Origin of the sequence: Escherichia sp. MOD1-EC6021 (genome assembly GCF_002965245.1) — a bacterium.
In the GTDB taxonomy this organism is placed as follows: Bacteria; Pseudomonadota; Gammaproteobacteria; order Enterobacterales; family Enterobacteriaceae; genus Escherichia; species Escherichia coli_F.
This window is the reverse complement of sequence record NZ_PTRU01000010.1, coordinates 80,030-94,614: the sequence shown is the minus strand read 5'-3', so window position 1 is coordinate 94,614 and position 14,585 is coordinate 80,030. Positions and strand designations below refer to the sequence as shown.

Below are 14,585 nucleotides of genomic sequence, written 5' to 3'. Positions count from 1 at the left end.
ATCAGACCTCAATCTCCGCCATGTCGCCTTTCTCTTGCAACCAGTTACGGCGATCTTCCGAGCGTTTCTTCGCCAGTAGCATGTCCATCATCGCGTCAGTACGCTGATCGTCTTCATCATCGATGGTCAACTGCACCAGACGGCGAGTATTCGGATCAAGCGTGGTTTCGCGCAATTGCATCGGGTTCATTTCCCCCAGACCTTTAAAACGCTGAACGTTCGGCTTGCCTTTCTTGCGTTTTAATTGCTCGAGCACGCCCTCTTTTTCTTCTTCTGTCAGTGCGTAATAAACCTCTTTTCCAAGGTCAATACGGTAGAGCGGTGGCAGAGCAACGTAAACGTGACCGTGTTTCACCAACGCGCGGAAGTGTTTTACAAACAAAGCGCAAAGCAGCGTGGCAATGTGTAGACCATCGGAGTCCGCATCCGCCAGAATACAGATCTTGCCATAACGCAGTTGGCTAAGATCGTCGCTGTCAGGATCGATACCGATCGCTACCGAAATATCGTGCACTTCCTGCGAAGCAAGCACTTCATCAGAAGAGACTTCCCAGGTGTTAAGGATCTTACCTTTCAGCGGCATGATCGCCTGATATTCACGATCGCGCGCCTGCTTGGCAGAGCCGCCTGCGGAGTCACCTTCCACGAGAAACAGTTCGGTGCGGTTAAGATCCTGCGCGGTACAGTCAGCCAGTTTTCCGGGCAGTGCCGGACCGCTGGTCAGCTTTTTACGCACCACTTTTTTGGCCGCACGCATACGACGCTGGGCGCTGGAAATCGCCATTTCTGCCAACAGTTCAGCCGCCTGAACGTTCTGGTTCAGCCACAGGATGAAAGCATCTTTCACTACACCAGAAACGAATGCCGCACATTGACGCGAGGAGAGGCGCTCTTTGGTCTGCCCGGCAAACTGTGGATCCTGCATTTTTACTGACAGCACATAGGCGCAGCGATCCCAGATATCTTCCGCCGACAGCTTCACGCCGCGCGGCAGAATGTTGCGGTATTCACAGAACTCGCGCATTGCGTCCAGCAGGCCCTGACGCAAACCGTTAACGTGCGTACCGCCCTGCATCGTAGGAATCAGGTTGACGTAGCTTTCGGTCAGCAGTTCTCCGCCTTCCGGTAGCCACAGTAGCGCCCAGTCCACCGCTTCAGTATCGCCAGCGAAATTACCGATAAACGGTTTTTCCGGCAGCGTCGGTAAACCGTTTACCGCTTCCGCCAGGTAATCGTTCAGACCGTCCTGATAGCACCAGCGTTGTTCGGTGTTGTTGATCTCATCTTTAAAAGTGATCTCAACGCCCGGGCACAGTACCGCTTTGGCTTTCAGCACATGCGTCAGGCGTGAAACAGAGAAACGCGGGCTGTCAAAGAAGGCTTCATCCGGCCAGAAGTGCACGCTGGTACCGGTATTGCGTTTACCGCAAGTGCCCACAACCTGCAAATCCTGTATCTTTTCGCCATTTTCAAAGGCGATGTTATAGATCTGACCATCGCGGCGTACGTTAACTTCTACGCGCTTCGACAGGGCGTTAACCACCGAAATCCCCACGCCATGCAGGCCGCCAGAGAACTGGTAGTTTTTGTTAGAAAATTTACCACCCGCGTGCAAACGGCAAAGAATCAGTTCGACCGCCGGAACGCCTTCTTCAGGGTGAATATCCACCGGCATCCCGCGACCATCATCAATCACTTCTAACGACTGGTCAGCATGTAAAATAACGTCCACGCGTTTCGCGTGACCCGCCAGTGCTTCATCGACACTGTTATCAATGACTTCTTGCCCCAAATGGTTAGGGCGCGTGGTATCGGTATACATCCCCGGGCGGCGGCGAACCGGCTCAAGCCCGGTGAGTACCTCAATGGCATCAGCGTTATAAGTTTGCGTCATGGTTTAAGTTAGCAATTCGAGTTGATCGTCAGAGATGGTGCAGACCAAGAAAATCGACGATCGGGTTGAAATAATCTTCGAAGCCCGTGAATGCGTGGTTACCGCCTTCAATCACCGTCTGGCGGCAGGAGGCGTAATACGCAACTGCCTGGCGGTAATCCAGCACTTCATCTCCCGTCTGTTGCAGCAGCCAGATCAAATCCGGCGCTTCCAGCGGGTCAATCTGCATGACTTTGAGATCGTAAATATGGCGTGACTCTAGCACATATTGCTGCCCGGTGTAGGGGTTCTCGTTCTGACCGAGATAGTCCGTCAACAGTTCAAACGGGCGCACCGCTGGGTTTACCACCACGGCGGGCAGCATAAAACATTGCGACAACCAGGTGGCGTAATATCCCCCCAGTGATGAACCGACGATCCCCAGTGAATCGCCGCCATGTTCCAGGACAATGGATTCCAGCAGTTCTGCCGCGTCGGAAGGATACGGCGGCAACTGCGGAATGATCATCTCAACGTCAGGGTGATGTTCCGCCAGCCAGTTTTTCAACAAGCTCGCTTTCGCAGAACGCGGCGAACTATTGAAACCGTGTAAATAAAGAAGCGTCGACATCAGTAACCTTCTGAAGCGGTATCTGGTTGGAAACGGGAGTCTGCCAGGCGGTGCACCTCGGTGGTCAACGTGCCATCGGCATGGAGTTCCAGCGTACGCCAACCAGGCGCTATGGTGTCCAGCGTGAAGTTGGAACAGTGCGGCTTAAACTGCACGCAGGTCGATGGCGTTGCCAGCAGGCGGCGACCATTCCAGTCGAGATCCAGCTCCTGATGGATATGTCCACACAACAAGTATTTAACGTTCGGAAACTTCGCCAGCACGTTATCCAGTTCGCCCGCGTTACGCAGACTGTGTTGGTCGAGCCAGCTACAACCCGCAGGTAGCGGATGATGGTGCAGCAGCAGCAACGTATGGCGTTCTGGCGCATCGGCCAGTTTACGTTCCAGCCACTCAAGCTGAAACTCGCTCAGCTCACCGTGCGGCACGCCAAACACCTGGCTATCCAGCAACAGGATTTGCCATTGCTCACCAATAAACACCCGCTTCGCCGGGGAAATCCCCGCATCCTGTAGCGCGCTGTACATCGCAGGCTGAAAATCGTGGTTGCCCGGCAGCCAGACGCAGGGCGCACGAAAACTTGCGATGCCTTCAGCGAAATGCTGATAGGCCGCAGAGGATTGATCCTGCGCTAAATCACCGGTCGCGACAATCAGGTCGAATTCGTGCTGGTGTGGACGAATCGCCTCCAGCACCGCCTGGTAGCTTTCCCAGGTATTTACCCCCAACAGGGCTTCGTGCTTTTGCGCAAACAGGTGAGTGTCGGTAATTTGTAAAATCCTGACTCTGGCCTCACCAGCCAGAGGAAGGGTTAACAGGCTTTCCAAATGGTGTCCTTAGGTTTCACGACGCTAATAAACCGGAATCGCCATCGCTCCATGTGCTAAACAGTATCGCAACCAGTCCGCTAAAAACTGGTTAATTTGATGCTTTTCGTCGCGTTGATGCAACTTTTTATTAGGATAATCATACCGCGCTTTGAAGCGAAAAATCTGCTGACTTGAACACACTTCAGCCACCATCGCGTCATGATACAGACGCACCGTCATTGACGGAAGGCTCCAGTAACTGATCGCGGGCGCAGTCTGTTCGATTGTCACCAGGGTAGTGTATCGGGTCGATTCCACAATCGTTAGCCGATATTGTGCGTTTGCCACCTGATAGCTTACAGTTTCGCCGGGTGCGTCATTGCGCGGTAACAAACGCCGCAATTGTGAAAAGTTCATCTCGCACAGGCGCATCATTTCAGGAAAGTCAGGTGTGTAACGCTTCATTTATGCCCACTCATTTTTTAACGCTTGATGATGCAGCTGCAGCCATTGCAAAGCGATGACCGACGCTGCGTTGTCGATTTTCCCCTCTTCTACCCATTGGTATGCCTGTTCCCGGCTTACCACATGAACGCGAATATCTTCGTTTTCATCAGCCAGACCGTGAATACCGCTTGCGGTCGTGGCGTCCACTTCGCCCACCATAATTGACGAACGCTCACTGGTGCCCCCAGGGCTTGCCAGGAAACTTAACACCGGTTTGGTCCGTTTGACTATCAGTCCCGCCTCTTCAATCGCTTCGCGACGGGCGACATCTTCCACACTTTCACCCTCTTCAATCATCCCGGCCACCATCTCCAGTAGCCAGGGGGTTTCGCTGGTGTCATACGCGGCAATCCGAATCTGCTCAATCAGCACAACTTCATCGCGCACTGGGTCAAAGGGTAGCAAGACTGCGGCGTGACCGCGCTCAAAAATTTCCCGCCGTACCTCACGACTCATTTGCCCGTTGAATAGACGATGACGAAATCTATAAAGATCTAATGAAAAAAAGCCGCGATAAAGTGTTTCTCGTGCAATAATTTCAACATCGTTTTTGCCAAAAGTAACGGGCAGGTTGTCTGGCTTAAGCATTGTTAATGTCCTGGCACTAATAGTGAATTAAATGTGAATTTCAGCGACGTTTGACTGCCGTTTGAGCAGTCATGTGTTAAATTGAGGCACATTAACGCCCTATGGCACGTAACGCCAACCTTTTGCGGTAGCGGCTTCTGCTAGAATCCGCAATAATTTTACAGTTTGATCGCGCTAAATACTGCTTCACCACAAGGAATGCAAATGAAGAAATTGCTCCCCATTCTTATCGGCCTGAGCCTTTCTGGGTTCAGTACGTTGAGCCAGGCCGAGAACCTGATGCAAGTTTATCAGCAAGCACGCCTTAGTAACCCGGAATTGCGTAAGTCTGCCGCCGATCGTGATGCTGCCTTTGAAAAAATTAATGAAGCGCGCAGTCCATTACTGCCACAGCTAGGTTTAGGTGCAGATTACACCTATAGCAACGGCTACCGCGACGCGAACGGCATCAACTCTAACGCGACCAGTGCGTCCCTGCAGTTAACTCAATCCATTTTTGATATGTCAAAATGGCGTGCGTTAACGCTACAGGAAAAAGCAGCGGGTATTCAGGACGTCACGTATCAGACCGATCAACAAACCTTGATCCTCAACACCGCGACCGCTTATTTCAACGTGTTGAATGCGATTGACGTTCTTTCCTATACACAGGCGCAAAAAGAAGCGATCTACCGTCAGTTAGATCAAACCACTCAACGTTTTAACGTGGGCCTGGTGGCGATCACCGACGTGCAGAACGCCCGTGCACAGTACGATACCGTGCTGGCGAATGAAGTGACCGCACGTAATAACCTCGATAACGCTGTAGAGCAACTGCGTCAGATCACCGGTAACTATTATCCGGAACTGGCGGCGCTGAATGTCGAAAACTTTAAAACCGACAAACCGCAGCCGGTTAACGCGCTGCTGAAAGAAGCCGAAAAACGCAACCTGTCGCTGTTACAGGCACGCTTGAGCCAAGACCTGGCGCGCGAGCAAATTCGCCAGGCGCAGGATGGTCACTTACCGACTCTGGATTTAACGGCTTCTACCGGGATATCTGACACCTCATATAGCGGTTCGAAAACCCGTGGTGCCGCTGGTACCCAGTATGACGATAGCAATATGGGCCAGAACAAAGTTGGCCTGAGCTTCTCGCTGCCGATTTATCAGGGCGGAATGGTTAACTCGCAGGTGAAACAGGCCCAGTACAACTTTGTTGGTGCCAGTGAGCAACTGGAAAGCGCCCATCGTAGCGTCGTGCAAACCGTACGTTCCTCATTCAACAACATTAATGCTTCTATCAGTAGCATTAACGCCTACAAACAAGCCGTAGTTTCCGCTCAAAGCTCATTAGACGCGATGGAAGCGGGCTACTCGGTCGGTACGCGTACCATTGTTGATGTGTTGGATGCGACCACCACGCTGTACAACGCCAAGCAAGAGTTGGCGAATGCGCGTTATAACTACCTGATTAACCAGTTGAATATTAAATCAGCTCTGGGTACGTTGAACGAGCAGGATCTGCTGGCACTGAACAATGCGCTGAGCAAACCGGTTTCCACTAATCCAGAAAACGTTGCGCCGCAAACGCCAGAACAAAATGCTATTGCTGATGGTTATGCACCAGATAGCCCAGCCCCAGCCGTTCAGCAAGCATCCGCACGCACGACTACCAGTAACGGTCATAACCCTTTCCGTAACTGATGCTGACGACGGGGCTTCGGCCCCGTCTGAACGTAAGGCAACGTAAAGATACGGGTTATCTGCCGCATTCTTCCCCCTTCCCGCTTCAATTTCGACCAGCCATCCTCTATTCTGATGGGTATTTACCACTGGTCCCGGAAGACAAAAATGAAACGGACAAAATCCATACGCCACGCATCGTTCCGCAAAAACTGGAGCGCACGCCATCTGACACCTGTCGCTCTTGCTGTTGCCACTGTTTTTATGCTGGCAGGCTGTGAAAAGAGTGATGAGACAGTGTCTCTGTATCAAAATGCTGATGACTGCTCAGCCGCAAACCCAGGCAAAAGCGCAGAATGTACCACTGCGTATAACAATGCGCTGAAAGAAGCCGAACGTACTGCGCCGAAATACGCCACACGTGAAGACTGTGTTGCCGAATTTGGTGAAGGTCAGTGCCAGCAGGCACCAGCCCAGGCTGGCATGGCACCTGAAAATCAGGCGCAGGCCCAGCAATCCAGCGGGAGTTTCTGGATGCCGCTGATGGCAGGTTACATGATGGGACGTTTGATGGGCGGCGGCGCGGGCTTTGCACAACAACCGCTGTTCTCCTCGAAAAACCCAGCCAGCCCGGCTTACGGTAAATATACTGATGCCACCGGTAAAAACTATGGCGCAGCTCAGCCAGGCCGCACCATGACCGTACCGAAGACAGCCATGGCACCAAAACCGGCGACCACCACTACCGTTACCCGCGGTGGCTTTGGTGAATCTGTTGCCAAACAAAGCACCATGCAGCGTAGCGCAACTGGCACCTCTTCTCGTTCAATGGGTGGCTGATACCGATGGAAAGAGTCAGTATTACCGAGCGTCCGGACTGGCGCGAAAAAGCCCACGAATACGGTTTCAATTTTCACACCATGTACGGAGAGCCATACTGGTGTGAAGATGCTTACTACAAGTTGACCCTCGCCCAGGTTGAAAAGCTGGAAGAAGTCACCGCCGAACTGCACCAGATGTGCCTGAAAGTGGTGGAAAAAGTGATCGCCAGCGATGAGCTGATGACTAAATTCCGCATTCCAAAACATACCTGGAGTTTTGTGCGCCAGTCATGGCTGACTCACCAGCCGTCGCTTTATTCGCGTCTCGATCTGGCGTGGGATGGCACTGGCGAACCTAAACTTCTGGAAAATAACGCCGATACGCCAACCTCACTATACGAGGCGGCGTTCTTTCAGTGGATCTGGCTGGAAGATCAGCTTAACGCCGGTAACCTGCCGGAAGGCAGCGACCAGTTTAACAGTCTGCAAGAGAAGCTGATCGATCGCTTTGTCGAGCTGCGTGAACAGTATGGCTTCCAGTTGCTGCATCTCACCTGCTGTCGCGACACGGTGGAAGATCGCGGAACCATTCAGTATTTGCAGGACTGCGCGACAGAAGCTGAAATCGCTACTGAATTCCTCTACATCGACGATATCGGTTTAGGCGAAAAAGGTCAGTTCACGGATTTACAGGATCAGGTGATTTCTAACCTGTTCAAGCTGTATCCGTGGGAATTTATGCTGCGTGAGATGTTCTCCACCAAGCTGGAGGATGCAGGCGTACGCTGGCTGGAACCGGCGTGGAAGAGCATTATCTCCAACAAAGCGCTTCTGCCGCTACTGTGGGAGATGTTCCCGAATCACCCGAACCTGCTGCCCGCTTATTTTGCGGAAGATGATCATCCGCAAATGGAAAAATATGTGGTTAAACCGATCTTCTCCCGTGAAGGCGCAAACGTGTCGATCATTGAGAACGGCAAAACCATTGAAGCAGCGGAAGGTCCGTATGGCGAAGAAGGGATGATTGTTCAGCAATTCCACCCGTTACCGAAATTCGGCGACAGCTATATGCTGATTGGTAGCTGGCTGGTGAACGATCAACCTGCCGGAATTGGCATTCGTGAAGACCGTGCATTGATCACCCAGGATATGTCTCGGTTTTATCCACATATTTTTGTTGAATAAGCCATGATACCGGATGGCACTCGCCATCCGGTAATTATTAGCCTATCTGCACCGACAACATACTTAAACTGCCCATTTCTATACCATCGACCGGAATGGTAATTGGCTCCTGCCCATCCCACGCACCTAAGACATACAACAACGGCAGATAGTGCTCTGGCGTTGGGTTCGATAACGCGCCACCTTCATGGTCGAGATAATTCACCAGAGGATGCTGCTCTACCGGCCCTTGCCACGTCAGATTCGCTTTCACATACTCATTAAACGACATCGCCCACGGATACGGTGAACTATCACCGTGCCACTTCACCGTACGCAGGTTATGCACCACGTTACCGCTGGCGACCAACATTATTCCTTCGTCTCGCAGAGCCGCCAGTTTACGCCCCATCTCAAAGTGCCAGGCGGCAGGTTTGGTACTGTCGATGCTCAACTGCACCATTGGGATATCGGCGTCAGGATACATCTTAATCAGCACGCCCCAGGAACCGTGGTCAAAGCCCCAGGCTTCTTTATCCAGCGTCACAGGGACCGGCGCTAACAGCTCAACCAGACGCTGTGCCAGCGCAGGCGAACCCGGAGCAGGATAATGGGTGTCGTACAGCGCCTGCGGAAAACCGCCAAAATCATGAATCGTGGGCGGCGTCTCCATCGCGGTCACTCCAGTTCCACGGGTAAACCAGTGAGCCGAAACCACCACAATCGCTTGTGGGCGTGGCAATGTCATCCCCAACTTCTGCCAGCTGCGGGTATACAAATTATCTTCCAGCACGTTCATCGGACTACCGTGACCTAAAAACAATGCTGGCATACGTGTTGAAGACATGATGATATCCTTAACTAAAGGTGTCATTTTGATATCCTCACAATACGCTTGTTCGGCGGAGTAAGAACCCGGATAACAATGATGATGATCATCAGTTATTTTGACGATCTGCCTGAAGGTGAAGATTTATAAGGAGTTGTCGATGTCAGTACCTCTCATTCTGACCATACTGGCGGGGGCAGCCACGTTTATTGGCGCGTTTCTCGGCGTTCTCGGGCAAAAACCCTCGAACCGCTTACTGGCGTTTTCGCTAGGATTTGCGGCGGGGATCATGTTGCTCATCTCATTAATGGAAATGCTTCCTGCCGCATTAGCCGCCGAAGGAATGTCGCCTGTGTTGGGTTATGGAATGTTTATCTTCGGTCTGCTTGGCTATTTTGGCCTGGACCGCATGTTGCCACATGCGCATCCGCAGGATTTAATGCAAAAATCGGTGCAGCCGTTGCCAAAATCGATCAAGCGCACAGCCATTCTGCTCACTCTCGGCATCAGTCTGCATAACTTCCCGGAAGGCATTGCCACCTTTGTCACGGCGAGCAGTAACCTGGAGCTGGGCTTTGGCATCGCGCTGGCTGTTGCATTGCATAATATTCCTGAAGGTCTGGCAGTTGCGGGGCCGGTTTACGCGGCAACGGGGTCAAAACGCACCGCAATTTTGTGGGCGGGCATTTCTGGGCTGGCAGAAATTCTTGGTGGTGTTCTGGCGTGGTTAATCCTCGGTAGCATGATTTCTCCGGTGGTCATGGCGGCAATCATGGCGGCGGTTGCAGGAATTATGGTGGCGCTCTCGGTTGATGAATTAATGCCGCTAGCTAAAGAGATTGACCCCAATAATAACCCCAGCTATGGCGTGCTATGTGGAATGTCAGTGATGGGATTCAGTTTAGTGCTACTACAAACGGCGGGAATTGGTTAAAAGCAACATCAGAAGTTGTCCAGCGCATGGACAACTTCTGCCAGCTTCACTAAAGCCCTATTCTACCTTCTCGGCTGTCTCTTCTCTCGTACTGTTTAAGTATTTATTCCGCGCTTCAAGCAGTGCGTCTCTGTCCTGACGAAACGCCCGACAATAACGTTTCAAATGCAGTAAATAACCCACCACAACCAGAGCAATCAATACAATCCAGTACCAGGCGATAAACATCCTTTTACCCTTAATATTTAACAATACTAAACATTTAGCGCATAAAATTCACATATCCTTTTTCGGATATATTCATATGGTCGCATAATAACGGAACAATTATATGATTTTGATCATAATGGAAAAGAATGCCTGATATTAATGAAATTTTCTCATAGAAAGAGAAGAGGAATTAACATCTTGCATAACAAGAGCAAAATAAAAACCGAAGCCAGTAATAGCTTCGGTTTCTTGATTAACGCGGTAAATTAAGCAGCGGTTTTCAGCTAGCTTTACGCTCATGTGCCTGACGGTATGCCACCAGGTCTTCAATAGTCACGAGCGCCATATTGTGTTTATTGGCAAACTCAATGCACTCTGGTGCACGCGCCATCGTGCCATCGTCATTAGTCAGCTCACACAGCACACCAGCCGGTTTAAAGCCTGCCAGCGTCATCAGATCAATAGTCGCTTCGGTATGGCCGCCACGCGTCAGCACACCACCCGCCTGCGCGCGCAGTGGGAAAACGTGGCCAGGACGATTCAGATCAGAAGGTTTTGCGCCATCGGCAATCGCTGCGCGAACGGTCGTAATACGGTCAGCGGCAGAAACACCGGTAGTCACCCCTTCAGCCGCTTCAATGGTCACGGTAAAACCGGTGCCATAGGCGCTGGTGTTATTTTCTACCATCATTGGCAGATCGAGTTGTTTACGGCGATCTTCAGTAATGCACAGGCAAACAATACCGCTACCGTGGCGAATGGTCAGCGCCATCTGCTCAACGGTCATGGTTTCTGCCGGGAAGATCATATCGCCTTCGTTTTCACGGTCTTCATCATCAAGCACCATTACACCGCGTCCTTCACGCAGCGCAGCCAGTGCATTTTCAACACGTTCGAAAGGCGTACCAAAAGAGGAAAGTAGCGTCTGATTCATGGTAAAAAAACCTCACTAAAATTATGGTTACCAGAATCAGGGCAGTCTTAGGAGTGGTGGCATATAGCCAAAATAACGTGAGCGGGTCCATGCCCGACAGAATCGTTACTCTCTCCCATCCGGACTCTAACCGTCGGCCCCGGAATTACACCGGATCTGCTGTCCTTTGAGTTCGCACCCAAAGCGCTCGCGGGCTTTCAACTGAGTTGATTTACCGCCGGTGGGGAATTTCGCCCCGCCCTGAGAATAAGCGGATTCACTATAACGCTAATGATTAGCGGCAGCAACGCATAGCTTCACATAATTCTGGTTTATGACTTACCCTTATCGCACTACAATGGCACTCAACACCTATCAGTACAGGGAAACTACAATGATTGACCCGAAAAAAATTGAGCAAATCGCTCGCCAGGTTCACGAATCAATGCCTAAAGGAATCAGGGAGTTCGGGGAAGATGTGGAGAAAAAAATCCGCCAAACCCTACAAGCGCAGCTGACGCGTCTCGATCTGGTGAGCCGCGAAGAATTCGACGTACAGACGCAAGTCCTGTTACGGACTCGTGAGAAACTGGCATTACTGGAGCAGCGCATCAGTGAACTGGAAGCGCGCAATAATCCGGTAGCAGAACTTCAATCTCCTCCGGCTATCCCGCCGGTTGATAAAGCAGAATAAAGCACCACAAAAACGGGCCAGACGGCCCGTAATATCAATGTTCTAATTCCAGTTCTCTGGTTTGCATCATCTGTTGGCAATACCAGGCATAACGTGCGCAAAACCAGGTTCTATGTTCTTCATCCATGTTACCAGTAACGGCCAGAATATCGACCGGGCGACCTTCTGCGTGCATTCTGGCAAAACTACGCGCCAGGAAATCGAAGTTATTTAAAGAATTAAGACTATGATCCATAAGCACATCCTCCGGTTATCGCATACCTTTTAAGGCCATATGCTTTTTCTGATTTCAGTATTCCCCAATCAGTGTAGTGCCTTTAAACATAACGTGCGTAAATATATTGTTCCCGATCACACTTTTTAGTGAAAAATAAAAAAACAACATTAAAAGACTTTCTCTTTCAGAACATCTCTAACATGTGTTATTATTAACAAAGATAAATGTAAGCAAGGAAATTATCGCAAAATAAATATTGCGTCACTAAATGGACATTGGAGTGACATATGATTTTATTCGCTGACTATAACACCCCTTATCTTTTCGCTATTTCTTTTGTACTTTTGATCGGCCTTTTAGAAATTTTTGCACTTATCTGCGGTCACATGCTCTCCGGTGCTCTTGATGCACATCTTGACCATTATGATTCCATAACCACAGGTCATATTAGCCAGGCACTTCATTATCTCAATTTTGGAAGATTGCCAGCTCTCGTCGTTCTCTGCTTACATGCTGGTTTTTTTGGCCTTATTGGCATCCTGCTACAGCAGGTCTGCATCATGGTCTGGCAATCACCACTCACAAATCTGTTTGTGGTTCCTGTCAGTTTACTGCTAACGATTATTGCAGTGCATTATACCGGTAAAGTAATTGCGCCCTGGTTACCACGAGATCATAGCACTGCTATTACAGAAGACGATTATATTGGCTGCATGGCATTAATTACCGGACATCAGGCCACTTCAGGTAACCCCTGTGAAGGAAAACTCACCGATCAATTTGGCCAAATACATTATTTACTACTGGAACCTGAAGAAGAAAAAACTTTCACTAAAGGAGACAAAGTATTAATTATTTGCCGACTTTCTGCAACGCGATATTTGGCGGAAAACAATCCCTGGCCCCAGATATTGTAATTTATTAATCAAAAGGAAATTTAATAATGGATGATATTGTTAATTCTGTGCCCTCCTGGATGTTTACCGCAATTATTGCCGTATGCATTCTGTTTATTATTGGAATTATTTTCGCCAGGCTCTATCGTCGCGCTTCGGCAGAGCAAGCTTTTGTTCGTACTGGTTTAGGTGGGCAAAAAGTGGTAATGAGCGGTGGCGCAATCGTGATGCCGATCTTTCATGAAATAATCCCCATCAATATGAATACTCTGAAGCTGGAAGTCAGCCGCTCAACCATTGATAGCCTGATTACGAAAGATCGTATGCGCGTCGATGTCGTTGTCGCTTTCTTTGTGCGGGTAAAACCGTCAGTGGAAGGTATTGCCACCGCCGCCCAGACGCTGGGGCAACGCACCCTGTCGCCTGAAGACTTACGTATGTTGGTTGAAGATAAATTTGTCGATGCCCTCCGTGCAACAGCTGCACAAATGACCATGCATGAGTTACAGGATACCCGCGAGAACTTCGTGCAGGGCGTACAAAATACCGTTGCTGAAGATCTGTCGAAAAACGGCCTGGAACTGGAAAGCGTTTCACTTACCAACTTTAACCAGACGTCGAAAGAACATTTCAATCCTAACAACGCCTTTGACGCCGAAGGTTTAACCAAGCTGACGCAGGAGACGGAGCGCCGTCGTCGCGAACGTAACGAAGTTGAACAGGATGTAGAAGTTGCGGTGCGTGAGAAAAACCGTGATGCGCTTTCGCGGAAGCTGGAGATTGAACAGCAAGAAGCGTTTATGACGCTTGAGCAGGAGCAGCAGGTTAAAACCCGTACCGCTGAGCAGAATGCGAAAATTGCGGCTTTTGAGGCCGAGCGTCGTCGGGAAGCAGAGCAGACGCGAATTCTGGCTGAACGACAGATTCAGGAAACGGAAATCGACCGCGAACAGGCCGTCCGTTCCAGAAAAGTTGAAGCTGAACGTGAAGTTCGCATTAAAGAGATCGAACAGCAGCAGGTCACCGAAATCGCCAACCAGACGAAATCGATCGCTATTGCCGCCAAATCGGAACAGCAGTCACAAGCGGAAGCGCGTGCCAACCTTGCACTTGCAGAAGCGGTAAGCGCCCAGCAAAACGTAGAAACCACTCGCCAGACCGCAGAAGCCGATCGTGCTAAACAAGTTGCCCTAATCGCTGCCGCGCAGGATGCAGAAACCAAAGCGGTTGAACTGACCGTGCGGGCGAAAGCAGAGAAAGAAGCCGCAGAGATGCAGGCGGCGGCGATCGTTGAGTTAGCCGAAGCTACGCGTAAAAAAGGCCTGGCGGAAGCAGAAGCGCAACGTGCGCTGAACGATGCTATCAACGTACTTTCTGACGAGCAAACCAGCCTTAAATTCAAACTGGCATTGTTGCAGGCGCTCCCTGCGGTAATTGAGAAATCTGTGGAACCAATGAAGTCTATCGACGGTATTAAGATTATTCAGGTCGATGGTCTGAACCGTGGTGGTACCGCAGGGGATGCAATATCAGGTAGCGTTGGTGGAGGAAATCTGGCGGAACAAGCGTTATCAGCCGCGCTTTCTTATCGCACACAGGCACCGCTGATTGACTCCTTACTCAATGAAATCGGTGTTTCAGGCGGCTCACTGGCGGCATTGACTTCACCCTTAACCTCAACAACTCCCGTCGCAGAAAACATAGAATAAATTTTCAACTATGAACATCCCTGGCCCAAAAAGCCGGGGATTTTTTATATCTGCGTTCCGCTAAAAAGTACAAATGATCAGGTTGTTACAGCGTTTTGCGAGCCAACTCGGGGAAGAGAAAACTG

Annotated in this window: 16 protein-coding genes and 1 riboswitch; of the genes, 7 read left to right on the top strand and 9 right to left on the bottom strand. The window is 50.4% G+C overall.

The window, feature by feature from the left end; all coding sequences use genetic code 11:
* Position 1 precedes the first annotated feature (1 nt).
* Genes parE through nudF form a run of 5 tightly spaced genes read right to left on the bottom strand, consistent with a single transcriptional unit; the run spans position 2 to position 4,408 of the window.
* The gene (gene parE, locus BEB54_RS13605) at positions 2 to 1,894 is read right to left on the bottom strand and encodes a DNA topoisomerase IV subunit B (protein ID WP_105276766.1); all 1,893 of its coding nucleotides are present in this window, start codon (positions 1,892 to 1,894) and stop codon (positions 2 to 4) included.
* Positions 1,895 to 1,922: 28 nt separating this feature from the next.
* Complete coding sequence (gene yqiA / locus BEB54_RS13600; RefSeq protein WP_000105733.1) at positions 1,923 to 2,504, bottom strand: esterase YqiA; 582 nt, start codon at positions 2,502 to 2,504, stop codon at positions 1,923 to 1,925.
* On the bottom strand, positions 2,504 to 3,331 hold the full coding sequence (gene cpdA, locus BEB54_RS13595) for a 3',5'-cyclic-AMP phosphodiesterase (protein WP_105276767.1): 828 nt from the start codon (positions 3,329 to 3,331) through the stop codon (positions 2,504 to 2,506). Before cpdA ends, yqiA begins: the two co-directional genes overlap by 1 nt.
* Positions 3,332 to 3,355: 24 nt before the next feature.
* The gene (locus tag BEB54_RS13590; protein WP_000833393.1) at positions 3,356 to 3,778 is read right to left on the bottom strand and encodes a DUF1249 family protein; all 423 of its coding nucleotides are present in this window, start codon (positions 3,776 to 3,778) and stop codon (positions 3,356 to 3,358) included.
* Positions 3,779 to 4,408, bottom strand: a complete 630-nt coding sequence (gene nudF / locus BEB54_RS13585) for an ADP-ribose diphosphatase (protein ID WP_000917127.1) — start codon at positions 4,406 to 4,408, stop codon at positions 3,779 to 3,781. It abuts the gene before it with no gap.
* A 204-nt stretch (positions 4,409 to 4,612) separates the two neighbouring features.
* Between nudF and tolC the strand changes: the two genes are divergently transcribed.
* The 3 genes from tolC to BEB54_RS13565 all read left to right on the top strand — a co-directional run bounded on the left by tolC (position 4,613) and on the right by BEB54_RS13565 (position 8,079).
* On the top strand, positions 4,613 to 6,094 hold the full coding sequence (gene tolC / locus BEB54_RS13580; RefSeq protein ID WP_000735299.1) for an outer membrane channel protein TolC: 1,482 nt from the start codon (positions 4,613 to 4,615) through the stop codon (positions 6,092 to 6,094).
* A gap of 147 nt (positions 6,095 to 6,241) precedes the next feature.
* Positions 6,242 to 6,913 (top strand): DUF1190 family protein, encoded by a 672-nt coding sequence (locus BEB54_RS13570; protein ID WP_000831543.1) that lies wholly within the window; start codon positions 6,242 to 6,244, stop codon positions 6,911 to 6,913.
* A gap of 5 nt (positions 6,914 to 6,918) precedes the next feature.
* Complete coding sequence (locus BEB54_RS13565; RefSeq protein ID WP_000442860.1) at positions 6,919 to 8,079, top strand: glutathionylspermidine synthase family protein; 1,161 nt, start codon at positions 6,919 to 6,921, stop codon at positions 8,077 to 8,079.
* Positions 8,080 to 8,116: 37 nt separating this feature from the next.
* On the opposite strand, the gene ygiD is transcribed toward BEB54_RS13565, so the two are convergent.
* Positions 8,117 to 8,905, bottom strand: a complete 789-nt coding sequence (gene ygiD / locus BEB54_RS13560; RefSeq protein WP_001364330.1) for a 4,5-DOPA dioxygenase extradiol — start codon at positions 8,903 to 8,905, stop codon at positions 8,117 to 8,119.
* A gap of 142 nt (positions 8,906 to 9,047) precedes the next feature.
* Here ygiD and zupT point away from each other — a divergent pair, with 142 nt between their 5' ends.
* Complete coding sequence (gene zupT / locus BEB54_RS13555; protein WP_001295627.1) at positions 9,048 to 9,821, top strand: zinc transporter ZupT; 774 nt, start codon at positions 9,048 to 9,050, stop codon at positions 9,819 to 9,821.
* Between the two features lie 57 nt (positions 9,822 to 9,878).
* Here the strand turns inward: zupT and yqiD are convergent, their stop codons facing one another.
* Both yqiD and ribB read right to left on the bottom strand, forming a co-directional pair.
* Positions 9,879 to 10,049, bottom strand: coding sequence for a protein YqiD (gene yqiD, locus BEB54_RS28845; RefSeq protein ID WP_000469268.1), 171 nt, complete (start codon positions 10,047 to 10,049; stop codon positions 9,879 to 9,881).
* 262 nt (positions 10,050 to 10,311) lie between these two features.
* On the bottom strand, positions 10,312 to 10,965 hold the full coding sequence (gene ribB / locus BEB54_RS13545) for a 3,4-dihydroxy-2-butanone-4-phosphate synthase (RefSeq protein WP_001076997.1): 654 nt from the start codon (positions 10,963 to 10,965) through the stop codon (positions 10,312 to 10,314).
* 103 nt (positions 10,966 to 11,068) lie between these two features.
* Positions 11,069 to 11,217, bottom strand: a riboswitch (FMN riboswitch).
* Between the two features lie 121 nt (positions 11,218 to 11,338).
* Between ribB and ubiK the strand changes: the two genes are divergently transcribed.
* Positions 11,339 to 11,638, top strand: coding sequence for a ubiquinone biosynthesis accessory factor UbiK (ubiK, locus tag BEB54_RS13540; protein ID WP_000566827.1), 300 nt, complete (start codon positions 11,339 to 11,341; stop codon positions 11,636 to 11,638).
* A 34-nt stretch (positions 11,639 to 11,672) separates the two neighbouring features.
* Here the strand turns inward: ubiK and glgS are convergent, their stop codons facing one another.
* Positions 11,673 to 11,873: a cell surface composition regulator GlgS gene (glgS, locus tag BEB54_RS13535; RefSeq protein ID WP_001296424.1), complete on the bottom strand. Its 201-nt coding sequence runs from the start codon at positions 11,871 to 11,873 to the stop codon at positions 11,673 to 11,675.
* A 269-nt stretch (positions 11,874 to 12,142) separates the two neighbouring features.
* Here glgS and BEB54_RS13530 point away from each other — a divergent pair, with 269 nt between their 5' ends.
* Both BEB54_RS13530 and BEB54_RS13525 read left to right on the top strand, forming a co-directional pair.
* On the top strand, positions 12,143 to 12,772 hold the full coding sequence (locus tag BEB54_RS13530) for an OB-fold-containig protein (RefSeq protein WP_105276768.1): 630 nt from the start codon (positions 12,143 to 12,145) through the stop codon (positions 12,770 to 12,772).
* Positions 12,773 to 12,798: 26 nt separating this feature from the next.
* Positions 12,799 to 14,460, top strand: coding sequence for a flotillin family protein (locus tag BEB54_RS13525; protein ID WP_032185149.1), 1,662 nt, complete (start codon positions 12,799 to 12,801; stop codon positions 14,458 to 14,460).
* Positions 14,461 to 14,585 lie beyond the last annotated feature (125 nt).

Bases quoted from the DNA above. Each gene is read 5' to 3' on its own strand.
- yqiA (WP_000105733.1), bottom strand. From the start codon at position 2,504: ATGTCGACGCTTCTTTATTTACACGGTTTCAATAGTTCGCCGCGTTCT.
- parE (WP_105276766.1), bottom strand. From the start codon at position 1,894: ATGACGCAAACTTATAACGCTGATGCCATTGAGGTACTCACCGGGCTT.
- yqiD (WP_000469268.1), bottom strand. From the start codon at position 10,049: ATGTTTATCGCCTGGTACTGGATTGTATTGATTGCTCTGGTTGTGGTG.
- ubiK (WP_000566827.1), top strand. From the start codon at position 11,339: ATGATTGACCCGAAAAAAATTGAGCAAATCGCTCGCCAGGTTCACGAA.
- BEB54_RS13565 (WP_000442860.1), top strand. From the start codon at position 6,919: ATGGAAAGAGTCAGTATTACCGAGCGTCCGGACTGGCGCGAAAAAGCC.
- glgS (WP_001296424.1), bottom strand. From the start codon at position 11,873: ATGGATCATAGTCTTAATTCTTTAAATAACTTCGATTTCCTGGCGCGT.
- ygiD (WP_001364330.1), bottom strand. From the start codon at position 8,905: ATGTCTTCAACACGTATGCCAGCATTGTTTTTAGGTCACGGTAGTCCG.
- nudF (WP_000917127.1), bottom strand. From the start codon at position 4,408: ATGCTTAAGCCAGACAACCTGCCCGTTACTTTTGGCAAAAACGATGTT.
- BEB54_RS13570 (WP_000831543.1), top strand. From the start codon at position 6,242: ATGAAACGGACAAAATCCATACGCCACGCATCGTTCCGCAAAAACTGG.
- BEB54_RS13525 (WP_032185149.1), top strand. From the start codon at position 12,799: ATGGATGATATTGTTAATTCTGTGCCCTCCTGGATGTTTACCGCAATT.
- BEB54_RS13530 (WP_105276768.1), top strand. From the start codon at position 12,143: ATGATTTTATTCGCTGACTATAACACCCCTTATCTTTTCGCTATTTCT.
- ribB (WP_001076997.1), bottom strand. From the start codon at position 10,965: ATGAATCAGACGCTACTTTCCTCTTTTGGTACGCCTTTCGAACGTGTT.
- tolC (WP_000735299.1), top strand. From the start codon at position 4,613: ATGAAGAAATTGCTCCCCATTCTTATCGGCCTGAGCCTTTCTGGGTTC.
- BEB54_RS13590 (WP_000833393.1), bottom strand. From the start codon at position 3,778: ATGAAGCGTTACACACCTGACTTTCCTGAAATGATGCGCCTGTGCGAG.
- zupT (WP_001295627.1), top strand. From the start codon at position 9,048: ATGTCAGTACCTCTCATTCTGACCATACTGGCGGGGGCAGCCACGTTT.